Below are 20,969 nucleotides of genomic sequence, written 5' to 3' on the forward strand. Positions count from 1 at the left end.
AGGCGTGACAGCGTGTCGGCTATGGCAAACCCGATGCCGCCGGCGCCCGCCGTGACCAGCACGCGCTGGCCTTTCAGCCCGGTCAGAAATTCGTCCGCCGATTCCGGCGCCCTTGTGCTCATGGTCCTGTCCTTTTCATTGCAGCCGCCGTTCGCGCAACGCCATGACGGCGCCCAGAACGACCAGTCCGTAAAGAATTGCCCTCGTGGCATAGGGAAGCGTGGTGCCGGCGAGCAGCATCTGCAGTGCGGTCAGCAACAACACGCCGCCGAGCATGCCGAGATAGTGGCCGCGTCCGCCGGTGATCAGCGCGCCGCCGACCACCACCACGGCGATCGACGGCAACAGATAGTCGTCGCCCATGCCAAGGCTTGCCTGACCCGAAAAGCCGGTCAGCATGATGCCGACAACAGCCGCGCAGACGGCCGAAAGCATATAGACCAGGATCAGCGTGCGCTCGACGCCGATGCCCGACAAGCGCGCCGCGCGCAGCCCATTGCCGATGCCGTAGACGCGTCGTCCGAATGGGGTGCGGCCAAGCAGCAGTACCGCCGTGACGACAAAGACGACCATCAGCAGGACGATTGGGGTCAGCAGGCCGGCAAGCTTGGCCGTCATGACCCAGCGCAGCATCGGCGAGGAAAACCCGGCCGGCGTTCCCTGCGAATAGAGCAGCGCACAGCCTTGCAGAATACCGTTGGTGGCGAGCGTCATGACGATCGGCGAGATGCCGAGATAGACGATGCCGAAACCATTGGCGAAGCCAATGGCGCAGGCCATCACCAGGACGACCGGCAAGGCGTAGACAAGGGCGGCGTCGGAGCCGTTGACCATGCCTGCCAGGATGATGCCGGAGATGCCGATCGTCCACGGCACGGAGAGGTCGAGGCCTCCGGTCAGAATGACGGTTCCCTGCCCGAGCGCCAGGACGGCTAGGAAGGACGACAGCACCAGCAGCGAATTCCAGTACCCCGGATTGAGGATGGCGCGGCCGAGCCAGACCTGCGTGACGACCACGATGAGCAGCAGGCAGACATAGGCGGGCAGCGCATAGCGCAGCGTTTCCGCATTGCGCAGATGGAAGGCAGGGCGCGGCGATGCCGGACTGCGCTGGGCATGGGCTGGCTCGGCGATCTTGAGACGCCGGTCCACGCGCTCGAGTTGCGAGGGCAATATGCCGGCGCGCCAGGCGGCAAGCCGGGCGCGCGCGGCGCGCAATTGCACGGCAAGCACCGATGCATGCGAGATCGAGCCGGCAAGTGCCGCCAGCACCAGAATCGTGCCTTCGGCAATGGTCGAATAATAGGCCGATACGTTGAGCACCAGCAGGATGTTCACCACGATCATCAGGATGTAGGCGCCGAAGACAGAGCCCACCGGGCCGCCCTGCCCGCCACCGAGGCGCGTGCCGCCGACGACGACCGCCGCGAACATTGACAAGAGCAGCGGATTGCCGACCAGCGGATCGCCGCTGCCGGTCTGGGCGCTGATGAACACGCCGGCAAGGCCATAGCAACCGCCGGCGATGACATAGACGGCAAAGCGCACCAGCACGACATTGATGCCGACGGAAGCGGCCGAGTCCGGATCGCTGCCGACCGCATAAAGTGCTGTGCCGAAGCGGGTTCCCTTCAGCCAGAACCAGGCGAGCAGGACGACGCCGATCACCACCAGCGGCATCGGCAGCCAGCCGGTGATAGCGTCGCCGAGATAAAACGTGCCAAGATCGGGCGACACGAAGCCGCCGGGCTTGTCCATCACCAGCAGCGTCACGCCTTGCAGGATGAACATGGTCGACAGCGTCACCACGATGGGCTGCATGCGCAGCACGGCGATGAAGAAGCCGTTGAAGGCGCCCACCGCCATGCCGACGCCGATGCCGACGGCGGTCCACAGGATGATGCTGGCGCCTGGCGCCATCGGGTCCATGCTCGATGCCAGCACGGCATTGACTAGCGATATCACCGCCCCGGCGGACAGGTCGAAGCCGCCCGACAGGATGACGATGGTCTGACCGATCGCCGCGAGCGCCGAGGTGGCGCCGCCGCTCGACAGGAACGACAGGTCGAAATAGGTCAGCGGCCCGGCGCTGATCCAGTCGACGACGAAGAGCAGGATCGCCAGGACGGCCGCGGCGATCAGCGCGCCGCGATTGCGCACCAGCGCACGGCGCAGTCCGAAGCGGCCGGGAACAGGGGATGAGGATGCTGCGCTGCTCATGCGGCGGCTTCCCCGGCTTGCCCGAGCGCCGGGCGCATGATGGCCGGTTCGGTGATGGCGTCGCCTTCGAGTTCGGCCGCGATGCGCCCGTCATAGAGGACCAGGACCCTGTCGCATTGGTGAACGAGTTCGGGGATCTCCGTCGAGTGCAGCAGGATCGAACCGCCCGAACCCACATAGTTTCGCATCATCACATAAAGCTCGTGCTTGGTGCCGACGTCGATGCCTCGGGTGGGATCGAACAACAGAAGGATGCGGCTCTGCGCCACCAGCCATTTTGCAATGGCGATTTTTTGCTGGTTGCCGCCGGAAAACGCACCGGCCCGCGTCCAAAGCGCGCGGCGGTCGACCTCGACAGTGTCGAATGCCGCCTCGACGGAGCGGGTCTCGGCTTGCGCGTCGACAAGGCCTAGCCGAGTGAAGCGCGATATCACCGGCAGAGTGGCATTCTGGCTGCCCGACAGTTTCAGGAACAGGCCTTCGGATTTACGGTCTTCCGGCACCAGGCCGATGGCCATGTTGGGGCGCAAAGCATCGGCCGGCGAACCTAGCCAGACCTTGCGGCCGTCGACGAGTATGTGGCCGCGCTCGATCTCGGCCATGCCAAAACAGGCCAGGAACAGGTCCTGCTGGCCCATGCCTTGCAACCCGGCGACGCCGAGGATCTCGCCTTTGCGCAGATCGAAGTCGGCGCCGTCGAGCTTGCGCCCGACCTTGAGGTCGCGCACGCCCAGAACCGGCGGCCCGAAAGCCTGGGCGCTGTCCGGCTTAGGCGGGAAGGTCTGTTCGATGCTGCGGCCGATGATCTTTTCGATGACGTCGGCATCCGAGACATCGGCGACCGGCGCGGTGACGATGTGGCGGCCGTTTCTCAGGATCGTCAGCGTGTCGCAAAAGGCGCGGACTTCGCGCATGCGATGGGTGATGAAGACGATGGTGGTGCCCGCCGTCTTCAGCCTGGCGATGATCGCGCCCAGCCAGTCGACGTCGCGGCCGGCGAGCGTCGAGGTCGGTTCGTCAAGCAAAAGGATGCGCGGCTTACGGTAGACGGCACGGGCGATTTCGATCTTCTGGCGCACCGAAAGCTCAAGTTCACCCACCTCGGCATCGAGATCGACGGAAAAACCGAGATCTTCGATATGGCGACGGACGGCCTTGCGGGCAGCACCGCGGCGGATCAGGCCGGAGACGCCCACGGGGGCGTAAGGCAGCATCATGTTGTCGAGGACGGAGAGGTCGCGCACCAGGGTCATCTCCTGGAATGCAGTCTGCATGCCGAGTGCATGTGCTGCGCGCGGTGCGCCGTAAGCGATCTCCTTGCCGAAGACACGGACATGGCCTTGGCTCGGCCGGACCAGCCCGGACAGCAGCTTCACAAGTGTCGACTTGCCGGCTCCGTTTTCACCGAGCAGGGCATGGACGCTGCCGGGCGCGATCGCAAACGACACGCCGTCCAGCGCGACGGTCGGGCCGAACGCCTTGCTGATGCCGTCGATCTCGATGGCGGGGAGCTCGGAATGTTCTGTCATTGTCCTCGATCGCCGGCTTGGCATGGATTGACGATGCACGGACAACTGTCCGTGCATCGTCACACGCGCCTTGGGAGGCTTAGTTCTCCGGTTGTCCGACGAGGGCAGCATTAAGGCCGACCTCGGGTGTCTGGTCCGAGAAGATCGAGGCAAACCAGCCCGGATTGGAGACCAGCGACGGCTTGAAGGCGTTGCAGCCGGCCTTCATCTCCGCCCATGTGCCTTCGTCGCACAGCTTGATCGTCTCATTGGTGACGACCGGCAGCGGCAGGATGGTGGTTTTCGGCACGTCCTTGCCTTCGATCGCCTCGACGGCAAGCTTCAGCGCCAGCGCACCCGAATAAGGCGGCGAGGCATAGGAAATGCGTTGTGCGCCGGCCGGCGCGTAGGGCGGGGCCGCACCTTCGACTGCGGTGCCCTCCGGCAGCATCTGGATGCGGCCGCCATTGGAGCCCTCACCGGCACAAGGCAGGAGTTCGCTGGTCTTCTTGCCGGCCTCGAGCTGCATCGAGTTGGCGGTGAAGCAGCCGACCTGCATCCACAGCCCGTTGATGTCGTCCCAATTGCGGGTGGCCAGGATTTTCGAAAGCTCGGTGCGGGCGACCGCCTGGCTCCACATGCCGACAGCCTCACCGACGATCTTGATATCAGGATATTTGGCGAAGACTTCCTTGGCGGCTTTTGTCCGCTGATCGTCAACGGATGTTCCCGGGACACCCGTGATGGCGATGATGTTGCCCTTGCCGTTGAGCTTCTTGACCAGCCATTCGGCGGTCACCCTGCCGGCTTCCAGCTGGTCGATGTGGACGTTGTAGGCGCAAGGCTCGGTGATCTCGGCGTCGTAGGCAAAGACCTTCACGCCCTTGTCGCAGGCATTCTTGACGACCTGGTTGAGCGCGGTCGGCGAGATCGGATATACGACGATGGCCTCGGCGCCGCTTTGCACCATTGCGTTGATCTGCTGAATCTGGCGTTGCGCGTTGGGGCCAGCGACCTGGACCTGCAGGTCGACCTTGTCGGCCAGGCTCTTGTGGGCGGCCATGGCCTTGACCATGTTGGCCGCCTCCGCCTGCCAATCATTGCCGATGTAGCTCATGCTGAGAAAGATCTTGTGCTTCTCGGCTGCCTGCGCGGCGGACAGGCCGAAGGCGCATGCAGCCATCCCAGCCAGCAGCGCGAGCCGCCGGACTTTCGATCCGATACCCATGTGAAACTCCTCCCAAACAGAACGACCGAATGCCTCCCAAGGGCACAAAACGTAACCCTTGCCATTCGATGCCAGCGACCGTAACATGGTTTGATCAAATATCAATGATGAAATCGTTTATATCAAAACGGGCTATGTCGGCCGCTTGACGTGGCACCACGAACCTTGCATTCCCAGACAAGCAATAGTGTCGCCCTTGGGCGGGAAGGTTGACCGGAGATGGCTGGATCGGCGTTCAGGAAGCCTGGTGTCGAGATCATTCCACTGTCCAAGGAAACTCTGCAGGACCGGGTCTACAATCAGGTCACCGAACTGATCCTCGACGGCAGCATCGTACCGGGCGAGATGGTCACGGTTCAGAGCCTCGCCGACGCCTTTGGCGTCAGCCCGATGCCGGTCAGGGAAGCGCTGCGGCGCCTGACGGCAGCCAACGCGCTCACTGTGGTATCCGGACGCTCCATTGGTATTCCGGCGCTCAGCCGCGAGCGGCTCACCGATTTGCGCAATGTACGTTTTGAGATAGAGGCCATCGCCGCCGGCTGGGCCTCACAGAACCGGAGTGATGCGGATCTTGCGATTTTCGCGCGCGATCTGGACTCGCTGGAACGCGCGAATGGCGCGGACGACGTAAAGGCCTATCTCAGAGCGAATTACACCTTCCACTTCGCAATCTACCGAGCAGCGGGATCCGAAACCCTGCTCAAGATCATCAAGGATCTATGGCTGCAGATCAGCCCCTATTTCAATATGCTGCATGGGTCCTACTCGACCGCGAACACATACCATCAACAGATGTTTGCGGCCCTGCGCGACCGGGACGAGCAGGCAGTTCAGGCGGCGGTTCGCGGCGATATCGATGCGGCTTTCGACATGCTGGTCGATCTTTTGAAGTAGCGCCCGGCCCGGCCTCCGACCCCTATCACATGCCTCCTATTTCTGGGGATGGCAGAGCAGCACTCATGCGCACTCAGCGGGCAAGCGCGCTGGAGCTTGCCGGCGGCAGCCGATGACGCGGCGAACGCACGCATGGTCATTATCGGATTGCCAAAATCTGGTAGCGTGATTATACCAGTTGATCAGTTGACGACGGGCGATGCCGTCGGCGAAGAACAGGAGTGGTGACCAGATGACAACGATTGCGCTGTTCGGGGCTGGCGGGAAAATGGGCTACCGCCTGTCGACCAATTTTCGCGGGTCGCCCTACACGATACGCCATGTCGAGGTCAGCGATGCCGGCCGCGAACGGCTGAAGACCGGACTGGGTTTCGATACGGTCAGTGCCGACGAGGCGCTCAAGGACGCCGATGTGGTGATCCTGGCCGTCCCCGACACGCATATCGGCAAGGTCGCGGCCAGCATCGAGAGCAAGCTGGCGCCAGGCACGATGGTGGTGGTGCTCGACGCGGCGGCACCTTTCGCCGGCCATCTGCCGAAGCGGCCTGACCTCACCTATTTCGTCACTCACCCCTGCCATCCGCCGATCTTCAATGACGAGACCGACATGGCAGCCAAGAAGGATTATTTCGGCGGCGTGAAGGCCAAGCAGCATATGGTCAGCGCCCTGATGCAGGGGCCGGAAGAAGACTACGCCAAGGGCGAGGCGATCGCGAAGATCATCTGGGCGCCGGTGATGCGTTCGCACCGCGTCAGCGTCGAACAGATGGCGCTGCTCGAGCCTGGCCTTTCGGAGACGGTGTGCGCCTCGTTGCTGGTGGTCATGAAAGAAGCCGTCGACGAGGTCGTGGCGCGCGGCGTCGACCAGCAGGCGGCACTCGACTTCCTGCTCGGCCATATGAACGTGCTCGGCGCCGTCATTTTCGGCGAGACCAAGGGCGTTTTCTCGGACGCCTGCAACAAGGCGATCGAGTTCGGCAAGCCGGTGCTGATGCGTGACGACTGGAAGCGCGTGTTCGAACCGGAAGAGATCGCCGCCAGCATTCAGCGGATCACCTGAGAGAAGACAGGTGCTTGACGCAGCACCTCGAAGGCCCGGCATGCCATTGCCGATCCTCGGTTTTGGTAGCTCATCAGGTACATGTCACCTGAATTTGTGGTTGACTCATCATACCAGTTGGCTTAGCTGTTCATGGCTCGGATCGACAAGGTTTCGCAGGGAGCACGATGCCTGGGCAAGTGGAGGATGGCTGGGGAGCAACGATCCGTCCTGGGTAAGCCGGCAACGGTTTTCGACCCAAGCGATCCGCGGCCCGGGCTGCCTGACGAATTCGGATGCAGACAAAGCCATTGGCCGATCAAGGCAATTTTTCAAACGGGAGGACTTCATGAAACTCACACGCAGAATGACGCTTGCGGCTTTCGCCGGCATGCTGGCGCTTGGCACGGCAGTGCCCGCCTATGCGGCGGATCTCATCGCCATTATCACGCCCTCACACGACAATCCGTTCTTCAAGGCGGAAGCCGTCGGCGCGGAAGCCAAGGCCAAGGAACTCGGCTATGAGGCGCTGGTGCTGGTCCATGACGACGACGCCAACAAGCAGTCCGAGCTGATCGACACCGCGATCGGCCGCGGTGCCAAGGCGATCATCCTCGACAATGCCGGCGCGGACGCCACCGTCGCCGCCGTGCAGAAGGCCAAGGATGCGGGCATTCCGTCCTTCCTGATCGACCGCGAGATCAACGCCACCGGCGTGGCCGTGGCGCAGATCGTCTCCAACAACTACCAGGGCGCCCAGCTCGGCGCGCAGGAATTCGTCAAGCTGATGGGCGAGAAGGGCAATTTCGTCGAACTGGTCGGCAAGGAATCCGACACCAATGCCGGCATTCGTTCCAAGGGTTATCACGACGTCATCGATGACTATCCGGACCTGAAGATGGTTGCCCAGCAGTCGGCCAACTGGAGCCAGACGGAAGCCTATTCCAAGATGGAATCGATCCTGCAGGCCAACCCCGACATCAAGGGCGTGATCTCCGGCAACGATACGATGGCGATGGGCGCCTATGCGGCACTTGCCGCGGCGAACCGCAAGGACGTCATCGTCGTCGGCTTCGACGGATCGAACGACGTACGGGACTCCATCGCGTCGGGCGGTATCAAGGCAACCGTGCTGCAGCCGGCCTTCGCGCAGGCGCAGATGGCGGTCGAGCAGGCCAACGACTTCATCAAGAACAAGAAGTCGCCGGCCAAGGAAAAGCAGTTGATGGACTGCGTTCTGATCAATGGCGACAATGCCGCCAAGCTGGAGACCTTCGCGCTGACGAACTGAGCCAGCGTGATTTCAATAGCGAGGGGCGAACATCGGTTTTCGCCCCTCGCCGCCATTTTCCGTGGGCCGCCCACGATGCTGAACGACAGGCCGCCATGCTGAACACCAAGCCGAACTGGCCGACCCTTACCGTAATGGTCGGCATCAGCCTGACCGCCTGCAAGATCCTGCCTACGAAATCGGAAGCCGGAGACAACGCTCCCGCCTTCAATCCAGACAAGATGGTCGAAGAGACATGGGCGGCAAAGGTCGTGCCCTATCTCCAGCAGAAAGCCGGACCATTTGCGCAGGTTCACACCCTGGCGACAACCGATCCATCGGCTGCCGGCGCCAAATACGGCAATCCGAACAAGCAGGCGAATTCGCCTTGGACTTTCGCGGTTCGCCTGGAAGGCAAGATCGTCGCGGCCAACACGCAGTCGCGGGCCGCAACCGTCGACGTCGATGTCGACGGCGACGGCAAAGCCGATGCACGAGTGCAGATCGGACCGGCGGTGCGCGGTACCGCGCTGCGCGACAGCCTGGACTTCATCCAGTTCAACGACTTCACCAACCAGATCGACTTCGCCCAGTTCGGCAAGGCGTTCAACGCTTATGCCGACAAGACGGTGCTCTCCAAGCTGCCACGCGATGCGCTGCAAGGCCGCAGCGCCAAGGTGCTCGGCGCCTATACGCTGGGGAGCGGCCAGGACCTGCCGCTGGTGACGCCGGCGGAGGCAGAGATCGGGCCGAAGCCATGAGCGCGACAACTGAGCGCGAAATCATCCTGAAGCTCGAGGACGTCTCCAAGGTCTATTCCGGCACCGTTGCGGTCAAGCGCGCCAATTTCGAGGTGCGCAAGGGCGCGGTCAACGTGCTGGTCGGTGAAAACGGCGCCGGCAAGTCGACGCTGATGAAGATCATCGCCGGTGTCGAACGGCCGACCGCCGGCCGCATCCTGCTGGAAGGTAAAGAGGTTTCCTTCTCCTCGTCCGCGGACGCGGTGAACCGCGGCATCGGCATGGTGTTCCAGGAGCTGAACCTGTTCGGCAATATGAGCGTCGCCGAGAATATTTTCGCCACCCGGGAGATCACCAACCGCTTCGGCAAGATCGACCGCGAGCAACAGGAAAACCGCGCTGCGGAATTTCTGGAACGCCTGCAAGCCGGCATACGGCCAGACATGCTGGTTGAGGATCTGCGCATCGGTCAGCAGCAGCTGGTCGAGATCGCCAAGGCGGTCTCGCTCGACGCGCGCATCCTGATCATGGACGAGCCGACCTCGGCGCTGAGCGCTGCGGAAGTCGAGATCCTGTTCAAGGTGATCGCCGACCTCAAGGCACGCGGCGTGGCGATCGTTTATATCTCGCACCGGCTCGAAGAGCTGATCCGCATCGGCGACTACATCACCGTGCTGCGTGACGGCCGCATCACCGGCCAGGAAGAGATGAAGAACGTCGACACGCAATGGATCGTTCGCCAGATGATCGGCTCCGACGCCAAGGACTTCGCCAAGGCCGACGGCCATCTTCCGGGAGAAGAGATTTTTCGTGCCGAGGAGATCTGCCTGCCCCGCGCCACCGGCGGACTTGCCGTCGACCATGTCTCACTGTCGCTGCGTGCCGGCGAGATCCTCGGCATTTACGGCCTGATGGGCGCCGGGCGCAGCGAGCTGTTCGACTGCATCATGGGCCGTCACGGCCATTCGACGGGCGAGATCTTCATTGGCGGTATAAAGGTCAAGGAGCGCGATACGACGCGGCGCATCCGGCGTGGCCTGGCATTGATCCCCGAAGACCGTCAGCGCGAAGGGCTGGTCTCGATCCTCTCGGTCGCCAGCAATTTGACGCTGGCCAGCCTGTTGCGATTTGCCCGCCTGTTTCATATCCGTGGCGCCGACGAAAGGCAGGCGGTGACGCAGATGGTGCGGGAGCTGGCGATCAAGGTCGCCGACCCGGCGCAGGAGGTGTCGTCGCTGTCGGGTGGCAACCAGCAGAAAGTGGTGATCGGCAAGGCGCTGCTCACCGAACCCAAGGTGCTGCTGATGGACGAGCCCAGCCGAGGCATCGATGTCGGCGCCAAGGCCGACGTCTTCCGCACCATGCGCAAACTGTCCCGCGACGGTTTGGGGATTTTGTTCGCGACCTCGGATCTCGACGAGGTCATGGCGCTGTCCGACCGCATCGCGGTGATGAGCAACGGAAAACTGACCGGCATGTTCGACCGCGCCGAAGCGACGGAGGCGGCACTCGTGGCTGCATCCGCGCTTGGCCACGGACCGGCCCCACGCACGGAGAGCACCGCCCATGACTGACATCCCAGCCAAGGCGGCCGCTCCCTCCACTTCCAGCGGCTCGGTGCTGCTGACCGTGATGAAGCTTCGGACGTTCATCGCGCTGATCGCCGTGCTGATCTTCTTCTCGATCGCGGCGCCGAATTTCCTGTCGACCGCCAATCTGATCCTGATGTCGAAGCACGTGGCGCTGAACGCATTCCTGGCGATGGGCATGACCTTCGTCATCATCACTGGCGGCATCGACCTTTCGGTCGGCTCGATCGTCGGCCTGTGCGGTATGGTGGCCGGCTATCTCGTGCTCAACGGCATCGACCTGCAGATCGGCTACACCATCTATTTCAACGTCTTCGAGATCGCGCTGATCACACTGGCCGTCGGCATATTGATCGGCGCCGTCAACGGATTGCTGATCACCAGGCTGAACGTTGCACCGTTCATCGCCACGCTCGGCGTGCTCTATGTCGCGCGCGGGCTGGCGCTGCTGTCGTCGGACGGCCGCACCTTCCCCAACCTCGTCGGCAAGCCGGAACTGGGAACCACCGGCTTCGGTTTCCTCGGCGCCGGCCGGCTGCTCGGCCTGCCGGTGGCGATCTGGATCCTGATCGTCGTTGCGCTGGGAGCCGCCTATCTCGCCAAATACACGCCACTCGGCCGCCACATCTTCGCGGTCGGCGGCAATGAACGGGCGTCGCGGATTTCGGGCGTCCGTGTCAACATGGTGAAGATGTTCGTCTATATGTTCTCCGGTTTCTGCGCCGCGATCGTCGGCCTGATCATCTCGTCCGAGCTGATGGCTTCGCATCCGGCGACAGGCGAAAGTTTCGAGCTCAACGCCATTGCGGCGGCGGTGCTTGGCGGTACCTCGATGTCGGGCGGGCGCGGCACGATCGGCGGCACCATCGTCGGCGCCTTCGTCATCGGCATTCTTTCGGACGGGTTGGTGATGATGGGCGTGAGTTCGTTTTGGCAGATGGTGATCAAGGGTCTCGTCATCATCGTCGCCGTTGTCGTCGACCAGGCACAACGCCGGCTTCAACAGCGCGTCACCTTGATGCAGATGGCGAAGGGGGGTTGAGCATGGCGGAGTTGCGTGGAGCGCTGATCGGCTGCGGCTTCTTTGCCGTCAACCAGATGCACGCCTGGCGCGGCATTGCGGGCGCCTCGATCGTCGCCATCTGCGACCGTGATCCGGAACGGCTCAAGATCGTCGGCGACCAATTCGGCATTGCGAAGCGCTATACCGATGCGGCGGAACTTTTTGCCGGCGAAAGCCTCGACTTCGTCGATATCGCCACCACCGCGCCCAGCCATCGTCCGCTTGTCGAAATGGCGGCCGCTCATCGCGTTCCGGTGATCTGCCAAAAGCCATTCGCGCCGACGCTGGCCGACGCCAAGGCCATGGTCCGGGCATGCGCACAAGCAGGCGTGCCGCTGATGGTGCATGAGAATTTTCGCTGGCAGTCGCCGATCCAGGCGGTGCGCGCCGTGCTCGACAGCGGCGAGATCGGCACGTCTTTCTTCGGGCGCATCTCCTTCCGCTCCGCCTATGACGTGTTTTCCGGCCAACCCTATCTGGCGACGGGAAAGCGTTTCATCATCGAGGACCTCGGCATCCATGTCCTCGACATCGCCCGTTTCCTGCTCGGCGACGTCTCGACCATCACGACGCGAACCGCCCGCATCAATCCTAGTATCGCGGGCGAGGATGTGGCGACCATGCTGATGGACCACAAGAGCGGCGCGACCTCCGTGGTCGACTGCAGCTACGCGACGAAGCTTGCGACCGAGCCGTTTCCCGAGACGCTGATCGAGATCGACGGCAGCGACGGAACGATCCGGCTGGCGCAGGAATACCGGCTCACCGTCACCGGCAGGAACGGCACGGTCGTCACCGACGTCTCGCCGCCGCTGCTGCCATGGGCGTCGCGTCCCTGGCACAACATCCAGGAAAGCGTTGTCGCCATCCAGCAGCACTGGGTAGACTGCCTGGCAAAGGGGATCGAACCGGCGACCTCGGGAGCGGACAATCTCGAGACGTTCGCGCTGGTCGAGGCGGCTTACGCCGGTGCCGCGAGCCGGCAAACGGTGCAACTCGACGCCTTGCTGAAATGACCGACGATGCCTTCCTGCTCTACGGCACACGTACGGTCGAAGCCGAGCCGGTCAGGCTGCGCGCGGGCGCGCTTAGCGCCGACTTCGTCAACGGCAATCTACGCACCATCAGCCATGGCGGCACCGAAGTGCTGCGCGCCGTCGCCTATATCGTGCGTGACCGCGACTGGGGCACCTATGAGCCAAATTTGACGGACCTGATCATCGACCAGGCTGCCGACGCTTTTTCGGTCAGCTATTCGGCAAGCTGCCTGGCCCCCGATGGAACCCGGCTCGGCTTCCGCGCCACCATCAAAGGCTCCGCCGATGGCCGTCTGGTCTTCGAGGTCAGCGCCCTTCCCGAGAGCGATTTCGAAACCAACCGCTGCGGCTTCTGCATCCTTCACCCGATCGCCGACCTCGCCGGCAGCCCGGTCAAGGTCGAGCATACGGACGGCAGCGTGGAGGCGACAAAGCTTCCCGAACTGATAGACCCCTGGCAGCCTTTCAAGGATATCCGCGCCATCACCCATCAGGTTCGGCCTGGCGTCACCGCCGAATGCCGGATGGAAGGCGATACTTTCGAAATGGAGGACCAGCGCAACTGGTCGGACGCCTCCTACAAGACCTATGTGCGACCGCTGGCGCTGCCCTGGCCCTATGTGCTGCCTGCCGGCCAAACCCTGCGCCAGACGATCAGCCTGCGCATCGCAGGTGAAGGCAAAGCACCGGCTGCCGTCGTGACCAGCGAACCGGTCCGCGTTGGACTCGGCGAGGTCGGGCCAAGGCTGCCCGATGTCGGCGTGGTCATCTATCCCGAGGATGTCGAGACGGCGCTGGCGAACCTCTCCACGCTGGCGGCACTCGGCCCACAACAGCTGCTGTTTCACTACGATCCGACGCGTGGCCACGGGCTCGACGCCTTGCGCGCTTTCGCCCGACTGGCAACTGCCTACGCAGCCGAAACGACCCTCGAATGCGTCGTTGCCTGCGCTGGCGATCTCGACGCCGAGATGTCAGGTGTCGCCGACCTGGTGCGCCAGGCCGGGCTGAAACTCTCGGCCATTGCCGTGTCGCCGTCGGTCGACCGGCAGTCGACTCCGCCGGGCAGCACGTGGCCGGACTGTCCGCCGCTCGAGGACGTTTACGCGGCCGCGCGGTGCGCCTTTCCGGATATCTGCCTCGGCGGCGGCATGTTCAGCTACTTCACCGAACTCAACCGCAAGCGCGTGCCGGCGGACCAGCTCGATTTCATCACCCATTGTACTTGCCCGATCGTGCATGCCGCCGACGATCTCAGCATCATGCAATCGCTGGAGGCGCTGCCTTTCATCACCCGATCGGCGCGGGCGATCTTCGGGGCAAAGCCCTATCGGATCGGCCCGTCGACGATTGCCATGCGCCAGAACCCCTATGGCAGCGCGACCAAGCCCAATCCCGGGGGACAGCGCGTTGCCATGGCCGACAGCGATCCTCGCCACACCGGTCAGTTCGCTGCTGCATGGACGATCGGCTATGCCGCGCGTGTCGCACCGGTCGGACTGGAGATGTTGACACTTTCCAGCTTCACTGGACCTTTCGGCGTGCTCGCTTCATCAGGGGAACCTGTCGCGGAAGGATCACACCGGCCAATCTTCCAGCCCATCAAGGGGCTTTGCGAGCTGGCCGGCCTTGCGCATGTGTCGGCAAGGACGAGCGATGAAACCAAGGTGCTGGCGCTGGCCGGGCGCTCCGCCTCGGGCAAGACAATCGCGTGGCTGGCGAACCTGACGGCGGAAGACGTGCAGGTCGACATTTCAGCTTTTGGCCGAGGCCAGGTCGCAATGACGCCTTACGCGATCGTTCGGATCGGCTGAACCGCCGAGATCATTTTTCAGAATTCATCACATAGAGCGCGCGCGAGCGTTCGAGATGCTTGATCATCGCCTTCTCGGCGCCATCGGCATCCTTCTTCTCGATGCGGCCGATGATCTCTTCGTGCTCGGTCAGCGTGAACTTTTCCTTGCCGGTCCAGATCAGCATTTCAGTGTGGTATTCCTTCAGCCAGCCCAGCATCGCCTCGCTGACGGCAACATAGATCGGGTTACCGGAGATCGCGGCGATCTGCGTATGGAATTTCATGTCGGCGGAGATGAAGGCTTCAGAATCACCGCGAAAGCCGCGCTGTTCGGCAACAGTGGCCCGCAGCCGCTGCACATCCTCAGCGGTGGCCTTCTCGGCGGCTTCCCGAACCATGCCGCGCTCGAAGAAGATGCGCGCGGTCTTCAGGTGCTCAAGCGTGTCCTTCGACGACGACAGGATGATCTTGGCGGCGCCGTCGACCTGCTTGATGATCGACTTGGCGGTGAGTTGCAGCACCTTGGCGCGTTCGCCATGCGAGATCGCCACCAAGCCCATATTGCTCAGCGCCTGCATCGCCTCGCGAATCGCCGGCCTGCCGACCTCGAAGCGCTCCATCAGTTCACGCTCCGACGGCATGTCGTCGCCCGGCATCAGCTCGCCGCTGGTGATCAGGCGTTTCAGCCGCAAGAAGACCTCATCGGAAAGCTTGCGCCGGACAATCGGTTCCGAACGGTTCATCGTCGCGAATCACTCCCTTGACCCGGCCTTATCTAACACTGCCGCCACAATTCCCGGAATTGCCGTCTGTCGATCCCGCTGCCGGATATGACTTGCAATACTTATGTACTCATTATACCAGATTTGAAACACCGGTGAACCTTTTTCGAACGCCTCGGCTTGAGACAGCGGACCATGATCACGCTCACCTACCGCATCGAAACGCCTGGAAGCATCGAAGTCCTGGCGGCCAAGATCGCCAGCGATCAGTCGACCGGCACCTTCGTCGCGCTGCCCGGCGAGACCGAGGAACTGAAAGCCCGGGTGGCGGCGCGCGTGCTGGCGATACGGCCTCTGGCCGATGCCGAGCGGCCGTCGCTTCCCGACAGCGGCAACGGGCCGTTCATGCGCGCCGATGTCGATATCGCCTTTCCATTCGATGCCATCGGCACCGACCTTTCGGCACTGATGACCATTGCCATCGGCGGCACCTATTCGATCAAGGGCCTCACCGGGATTCGCATCGTCGACATGAAATTGCCGGAGGAGTATCGCGGCGCGCATCCCGGCCCCCAGTTCGGTGTCGCCGGCAGCCGTCGGCTGACCAATGTGACGGATCGTCCGATCATCGGCACCATCGTCAAGCCGGCGCTGGGCTTGCGGCCACATGAGACGGCGGCAATGGTGGCGGAACTGATCGCCGCCGGTGTCGACTTCATCAAGGACGACGAGAAGCTGATGAGCCCGGCCTATTCGCCGCTTGCCGAGCGGGTGAAGGCGATCATGCCGCTGATCCTCGACCACGAGCAGAAGACCGGCAAGAAGGTGATGTATGCCTTCGGCATCTCGCATGCCGACCCGGACGAGATGATGCGCAACCACGATCTGGTGGTGGAGGCTGGCGGCAATTGCGCTGTTATCAACATCAATTCGATCGGCTTCGGTGGCATGGCGTTCCTGAGGAAGCGCTCCAGTCTGGTGCTGCATGCTCACCGCAACGGCTGGGACATCCTCACCCGTCACCCGGGCCTTGGCATGGACTTCAAGGTCTGGCAGCAGTTCTGGCGGCTGCTCGGCGTCGATCAGTTCCAGATCAACGGCATCGCCTCGAAATACTGGGAACCGGATGACTCTTTCGTCGAATCCTTCAAGGCGGTGACGTCGCCGATCTTTTCGCCTGAGGACTGCGCCTTGCCGGTCGCCGGCTCCGGCCAGTGGGGCGGTCAGGCGCCCGAGACATATGCGCGGACCGGCCGGACCGTCGATCTTCTCTATCTCTGCGGCGGCGGCATCGTCAGCCATCCGGACGGGCCGGGCGCCGGCGTGCGTGCCGTGCAGCAAGCCTGGCAAGCGGCGGTCGACGGCATTCCGCTGGCGGACTTTGCCCTGAACCATCCCGAACTGGCGCGGTCGATCGAAAAATTCGGCGACGACAAGGCAGGCTGAAGCCATGCAGGACCTGCTTCTCAGCTATTATGGCGACGACCTGACCGGCTCGACCGATGTCATGGAGGCGCTCGAACTCGGCGGCGTGCCGACAGTGCTGTTCATGCGCCAGCCGGACGCGGCCCTGCTGTCCCGGTTTGGCCATTGCCGGGCGATCGGACTGGCCGGCACCAGCCGCAGCGAGACGCCGCAATGGATGGACACGCATTTGCGCGATGCCTTTGCCTGGCTGAAGACGCTGAACGCCGAGATTTGCCACTACAAGGTCTGCTCGACCTTCGATTCCAGCCCGACGATCGGCAGCATCGGCCGGGCCATCGAGATCGGCCGCTCGGTGTTCGCGCAAGCCAGCGTGCCGCTGCTGGTCGGCGCGCCGCAGCTCAAGCGCTACACCACCTTCGGGCACCTGTTCGCCGCCTATCGCGACCAATATTTCCGCATCGACCGCCACCCGGTGATGAGCCGCCACCCGACGACGCCGATGGATGAGTCGGATTTGCTGATCCATCTGTCGCGGCAGACGGCGCTGAGCTCGGGGCTGGTCGACCTTGCGACGCTGCAGTCCGCGTCGCGGTCGGCGGCGTTCGATCGGCTGACCGGAAACGGCACCCCCATCGTGCTTGTCGATGTCGACAATCTGGAAACGCAGGCTCTGGCCGGCAAGGAGCTGTGGCGCGTTCGCAAGCCCGGCGGTTCTTTTGTCGTCGGCTCGTCAGGGGTCGAGTATGCGTTGCTGGCCGAATGGGCGTCGAATGGCATCGTCAGCGCCGGACATGGCTTCACGCCACCGGGCGCAGCCGAGCGGATAGCCGTCGTGTCGGGAAGTTGCTCGCCGACCACCGAACGGCAGATCCAGCATGCCCTGACCGACGGTTTCGACGGCATCGAGGTCGATCCAGTCGAACTGGTTTCGGAGGCTTCGCAGCAGGCGATCGCGCGCGCAACGGCAAGCGGCCGTGCCAGTCTGCAAGCCGGGCGCAGCGTCATCCTCTACACCGCGCTTGGCCCCGATGCCGACAGGGGCGCCGAAATCGACCGGCAGGAAGGCGCCCGCCACAGGCTTGGCCGCGGACTCGGAGAAATCCTTCGCGGCCTGACGATCGAACAGAGCCTGCGGCGCGTGGTCATTGCCGGCGGCGACACGTCGAGCCATGCACTCGGCGAAATGGGTGTCGATGCCCTGACAATCCGCATGCCGCTGCCCGCTTCGCCGGGCTCGCCGCTCTGCGTTGCTCACGCGCGCGTCAAGGCGATCGACGGACTGGAGGTCGCGCTCAAGGGCGGCCAGGTCGGAACTGATCGCTATTTCTCAGCCATCCGCGACGGCCTCGGCGGTTGAAACAACTAACGCCTACGTCCAGGTGATAGCCTGCGGGAACACCTCTGCGCACGAAATGCTCCTTGCCGGGTGGAAATCCCGGTAACACCCGATATTATCTGCGAAAATGCCGAAATCGGGAGGATGCCGGGTGCAGACCAAGAAGATCATCAATGCCGGCAACCGCGCCGTCGACGAGATGCTGGAAGGCATCCTGGCAGCGCATCCCCGCCATCTCAAAAGCGTGGACGGCAGTCCTCGCTCCATCATCGCCTGCGACGGACCGCGCCAGGGCAAGGTGGGCCTCGTCATTGGCGGCGGCTCGGGCCACGAGCCGAGCTTTCTTGGCTTCGTCGGCAAGGGATTGGCCGATGCGGCGGCCATCGGCAATGTCTTCGCCTCGCCACCGCCGGACCCGATCCTCGAATGCGCAAAGGCAGTCAGCGGCGGCGCCGGCGTGCTGTTCATGTACGGCAACTATGCCGGCGACGTGATGAATTTCGACATGGCGGCCGAGATGGCCGCCATGGACGACATCGAGGTGCGCACGGTGCTGAGCACCGACGACGTCGCCTCGGCACCGCGCGACCAGCGGCACAAGAGGCGCGGCGTCGCCGGCAATTTCTTCATCTTCAAGGCGGCCGGTGCCGCCTGCGACCGGATGCTGTCCTTCGACGAATGCGAGCGCATCGCCGGCAAGGCCAACGACCACACCTTCACCATGGGCGTGGCGCTGTCGCCCTGTTCGCTGCCGCAGACCCGCCGGCCGAATTTCGAGATCGGGCCGGACGAGATGGAGATCGGGATGGGCATCCATGGCGAGCCGGGCATCGCGCGCGAAAAGTTGAAAACAGCCGACGAGATCACCGACGAGATGCTGGACAGGATCCTCGACGAGATGGCGCCTACGCGCGGCGACAAGGTCGCGGTGCTCGTCAATTCGCTGGGCTCAACGCCGCTGATGGAACTCTACATCATGAACCGGCGCGTGAAGCAGAGGCTCGACGAGATCGGTGTGTCCATACACGCAAGCTGGGTCGGCAATTACTGCACCTCGCTCGAAATGGCTGGTGCATCGATCACGCTGCACCAACTCGACGGCGAGTTGCAGACGATGCTGGATCACCCCTGCGACTGCGCCATGTTTCGCGCCGGCTAAACCCACTTCTGTGGCAAGGACTAAGACATGACGACGATCGACACCGCCCACCTTGTCGCGATGTTCGCGGCGATCGCAACCGCCATGTCCGCCGACCGGGACCGACTGTGCGCGCTTGACGGGGTTATCGGCGACGCCGACCACGGCATCGCGATGGAGCTTGGATTTTCCGCTGCACGCGATGCCGTCGCCGCACTGGATGCAGAGGCAACCGACCCGACCACCTTGCTGAACACCGCTGCCAAATCGTTCCTGAATGCCGTCGGCGCCTCCTCCGGGCCGCTCTATGCGACCGCGTTCATGCGGGGCGCGGCAGCCGTCAAGGGCAAGACGACGCTCGACGATTCGGACGTGGTCGCCCTGTTTCAGTCCATGGCCAAGGGCATTCAGGATCGCGGCAAGGCCGAGCCTGGCGAAAAGACGATGATCGATGCATGGGCGCCGGCTGCGCAGGCAGCGGGCGAAGCGCTGACCTCCGGCAAGGATCTGGCGGGCAGTCTCGAAGCTGCTGCACAAGCGGCAAACGCAGGCGCGGAGGCGACTAAGTCGATGGTCGCCACGAAAGGCCGGGCATCGCGCCTCGGCGAACGCTCGCTTGGCCACATGGACCCGGGCGCCGCCTCCGCCGTAACCATGATCGAGGCGATGCGGGTCGCCTTGACCAGTTAACTCAGTAACGGGTTCCCCGCGTTTTTCAGCGCTTGGCGTCGAGCTTGTCGATGGCCTGCACGTTTGTGGCGGAGGGGCCATTCGGATCGAACTCCGAGGCTAACCATGCGTCGGCGATCGATTTCGCCAGTTCGGGACCGATGACGCGGGCGCCCATGGTGATGATCTGGGCGTTGTTGGACTTGGCGGCGCGCTCAGCGGAATAGGTGTCGTGGGTCAATGCGGCGCGAATGCCCGGCACCTTGTTGGCGGAGATGCTGACGCCAATGCCGGTGCCGCAAAACAGGATGGCCCGGTCGTAATTGCCGTCCAGGATTTCGTGGCCTACCGAGGCGGCGATGTCGGCGTAGAATCCGGCCTGGCTGAGGTCGACGACCTGCAGTTCGGGTTTGGTGGCGAGATGCTTGGCGATGACGTCGAGCAGCGGCTTTCCGGCACTGTCGGCTCCGAGTGCGATCTTCATGATGATGAACTCCTTTGCTAGGTCTTTTGGCAGTCAGCGCGCGATGGCGGCCGACGCCTTTTTCAGAATGTCGATATAGCCTTCCGCTTGCCACGCCGAGCGGCCGATGAACAGGCCATCGATATGCGGCTGGCCGATGAGTTCGGCCGCGTTGCCTGGATTGACGCTGCCACCATAAAGCACAGGTGGAGCAATCGGCAGCCGGTCGGCGGCAACCTTCTTGATCAGCTGTTGCTGTTTGTCGGCATAGTCGGCGCTTGCGGGAATGCCCTTCTCGCCGATTGCCCAGACGGGCTCGTAGGCAAAGAGGATTTCCGCCTTCAGTTGATAGCCGCTCAGCTCTTGCAGCGCGCCGAGAACCTGTGCCGTCAGCACCGCCTCGGCGCGGCCTGATTCACGCTCAGCCAGCGTCTCGCCGACGCAGATCAGCGGCACGAAACCGTGCCTGACTGCGGCCGCCGTTTTCAGTCCCACAGTCGCATCCGTCTCGCCGAAATGCTCGCGGCGCTCGCTATGGCCGAGTTCGATCACATCCAGCCCGCAGTCTTTCAACATCACCGGCGAAATCTCTCCCGTCCAGGCGCCCGCGTCGGCCCAATGCATGTTCTGGGCCCCAACTTTGACGCGGGTGTCGGCCAGCGCCGCCTTGACCTGGCGCGCTGCGGTGAACGGCGGAATGACGAAAGGCTGTATTGCCGGATCGAAATCGGGCACAAAGGCCGCCAGCGCATCGGCGAACTGCAACGCCTCCGACAGCGTCTTGTTCATCTTCCAGCTCGTGCCGACCCAATATGGGGCCATTCTTCTTC

18 protein-coding genes are annotated in these 20,969 nt (G+C 63.3%); 12 read left to right on the top strand and 6 right to left on the bottom strand.

Annotation, left to right across the window (positions count from 1 at the left end; translation table 11 throughout):
• Window positions 1-135: 135 nt before the first annotated feature.
• The 3 genes from EN749_RS03625 to EN749_RS03635 all read right to left on the bottom strand — a co-directional run bounded on the left by EN749_RS03625 (window position 136) and on the right by EN749_RS03635 (window position 4,956).
• A complete protein-coding gene (locus tag EN749_RS03625) occupies window positions 136-2,220 on the bottom strand; it encodes an ABC transporter permease (RefSeq protein WP_128362580.1) in 2,085 nt (694 codons plus the stop codon).
• Window positions 2,217-3,749: a sugar ABC transporter ATP-binding protein gene (locus EN749_RS03630; RefSeq protein ID WP_127811155.1), complete on the bottom strand. Its 1,533-nt coding sequence runs from the start codon at window positions 3,747-3,749 to the stop codon at window positions 2,217-2,219. Before EN749_RS03630 ends, EN749_RS03625 begins: the two co-directional genes overlap by 4 nt.
• A 79-nt stretch (window positions 3,750-3,828) precedes the next feature.
• Entirely contained in the window at window positions 3,829-4,956 is a 1,128-nt protein-coding gene (locus EN749_RS03635; RefSeq protein WP_127398449.1) for a sugar ABC transporter substrate-binding protein, read from the bottom strand.
• 219 nt (window positions 4,957-5,175) lie between these two features.
• Between EN749_RS03635 and EN749_RS03640 the strand changes: the two genes are divergently transcribed.
• The 8 genes from EN749_RS03640 (at window position 5,176) to EN749_RS03675 (ending at window position 14,402) form a co-directional block, all read left to right on the top strand.
• On the top strand, window positions 5,176-5,850 hold the full coding sequence (locus EN749_RS03640) for a GntR family transcriptional regulator (protein WP_013533053.1): 675 nt from the start codon (window positions 5,176-5,178) through the stop codon (window positions 5,848-5,850).
• A 232-nt stretch (window positions 5,851-6,082) separates the two neighbouring features.
• Window positions 6,083-6,910 carry a phosphogluconate dehydrogenase C-terminal domain-containing protein gene (locus EN749_RS03645; RefSeq protein ID WP_127269048.1) on the top strand — a complete coding sequence of 276 codons (828 nt, stop codon included), beginning with the start codon at window positions 6,083-6,085 and terminating at the stop codon, window positions 6,908-6,910.
• A 328-nt stretch (window positions 6,911-7,238) separates the two neighbouring features.
• On the top strand, window positions 7,239-8,180 hold the full coding sequence (locus tag EN749_RS03650) for a D-ribose ABC transporter substrate-binding protein (RefSeq protein WP_127269049.1): 942 nt from the start codon (window positions 7,239-7,241) through the stop codon (window positions 8,178-8,180).
• Window positions 8,181-8,275: 95 nt separating this feature from the next.
• Entirely contained in the window at window positions 8,276-8,920 is a 645-nt protein-coding gene (locus EN749_RS03655; protein ID WP_127398397.1) for a DUF2291 family protein, read from the top strand.
• A complete protein-coding gene (locus tag EN749_RS03660) occupies window positions 8,917-10,473 on the top strand; it encodes a sugar ABC transporter ATP-binding protein (protein WP_127811157.1) in 1,557 nt (518 codons plus the stop codon). Before EN749_RS03655 ends, EN749_RS03660 begins: the two co-directional genes overlap by 4 nt.
• Window positions 10,466-11,530: an ABC transporter permease gene (locus EN749_RS03665; RefSeq protein WP_128362581.1), complete on the top strand. Its 1,065-nt coding sequence runs from the start codon at window positions 10,466-10,468 to the stop codon at window positions 11,528-11,530. Before EN749_RS03660 ends, EN749_RS03665 begins: the two co-directional genes overlap by 8 nt.
• A gap of 2 nt (window positions 11,531-11,532) precedes the next feature.
• The gene (locus EN749_RS03670; protein WP_128362582.1) at window positions 11,533-12,567 is read left to right on the top strand and encodes a Gfo/Idh/MocA family oxidoreductase; all 1,035 of its coding nucleotides are present in this window, start codon (window positions 11,533-11,535) and stop codon (window positions 12,565-12,567) included.
• The gene (locus EN749_RS03675) at window positions 12,564-14,402 is read left to right on the top strand and encodes a hypothetical protein (RefSeq protein ID WP_128362583.1); all 1,839 of its coding nucleotides are present in this window, start codon (window positions 12,564-12,566) and stop codon (window positions 14,400-14,402) included. The genes EN749_RS03670 and EN749_RS03675 overlap by 4 nt, the downstream gene beginning before the upstream one ends.
• A gap of 10 nt (window positions 14,403-14,412) precedes the next feature.
• On the opposite strand, the gene EN749_RS03680 is transcribed toward EN749_RS03675, so the two are convergent.
• A complete protein-coding gene (locus EN749_RS03680) occupies window positions 14,413-15,126 on the bottom strand; it encodes a transcriptional regulator NanR (protein ID WP_023808899.1) in 714 nt (237 codons plus the stop codon).
• 174 nt (window positions 15,127-15,300) lie between these two features.
• Between EN749_RS03680 and oiaX the strand changes: the two genes are divergently transcribed.
• The 4 genes from oiaX (at window position 15,301) to dhaL (ending at window position 19,697) form a co-directional block, all read left to right on the top strand.
• Window positions 15,301-16,551 carry a 3-oxo-isoapionate-4-phosphate decarboxylase OiaX gene (gene oiaX / locus EN749_RS03685; RefSeq protein ID WP_128362584.1) on the top strand — a complete coding sequence of 417 codons (1,251 nt, stop codon included), beginning with the start codon at window positions 15,301-15,303 and terminating at the stop codon, window positions 16,549-16,551.
• A gap of 4 nt (window positions 16,552-16,555) precedes the next feature.
• Window positions 16,556-17,890 (top strand): four-carbon acid sugar kinase family protein, encoded by a 1,335-nt coding sequence (locus EN749_RS03690; RefSeq protein WP_127811162.1) that lies wholly within the window; start codon window positions 16,556-16,558, stop codon window positions 17,888-17,890.
• A gap of 130 nt (window positions 17,891-18,020) precedes the next feature.
• Window positions 18,021-19,028 carry a dihydroxyacetone kinase subunit DhaK gene (locus EN749_RS03695; protein ID WP_128362585.1) on the top strand — a complete coding sequence of 336 codons (1,008 nt, stop codon included), beginning with the start codon at window positions 18,021-18,023 and terminating at the stop codon, window positions 19,026-19,028.
• A gap of 27 nt (window positions 19,029-19,055) precedes the next feature.
• On the top strand, window positions 19,056-19,697 hold the full coding sequence (dhaL, locus tag EN749_RS03700; RefSeq protein WP_127395896.1) for a dihydroxyacetone kinase subunit DhaL: 642 nt from the start codon (window positions 19,056-19,058) through the stop codon (window positions 19,695-19,697).
• Between the two features lie 25 nt (window positions 19,698-19,722).
• On the opposite strand, the gene EN749_RS03705 is transcribed toward dhaL, so the two are convergent.
• Together EN749_RS03705 and EN749_RS03710 are read right to left on the bottom strand one after the other, a co-directional pair.
• Window positions 19,723-20,160: an RpiB/LacA/LacB family sugar-phosphate isomerase gene (locus EN749_RS03705; RefSeq protein ID WP_013533067.1), complete on the bottom strand. Its 438-nt coding sequence runs from the start codon at window positions 20,158-20,160 to the stop codon at window positions 19,723-19,725.
• A 33-nt stretch (window positions 20,161-20,193) separates the two neighbouring features.
• On the bottom strand, window positions 20,194-20,961 hold the full coding sequence (locus EN749_RS03710) for a triose-phosphate isomerase (RefSeq protein ID WP_127811164.1): 768 nt from the start codon (window positions 20,959-20,961) through the stop codon (window positions 20,194-20,196).
• Between the last annotated feature and the right edge of the window lie 8 nt (window positions 20,962-20,969).

The organism is Mesorhizobium sp. M7A.F.Ca.ET.027.02.1.1, assembly GCF_004022985.1.
GTDB lineage: Bacteria > Pseudomonadota > Alphaproteobacteria > Rhizobiales > Rhizobiaceae > Mesorhizobium.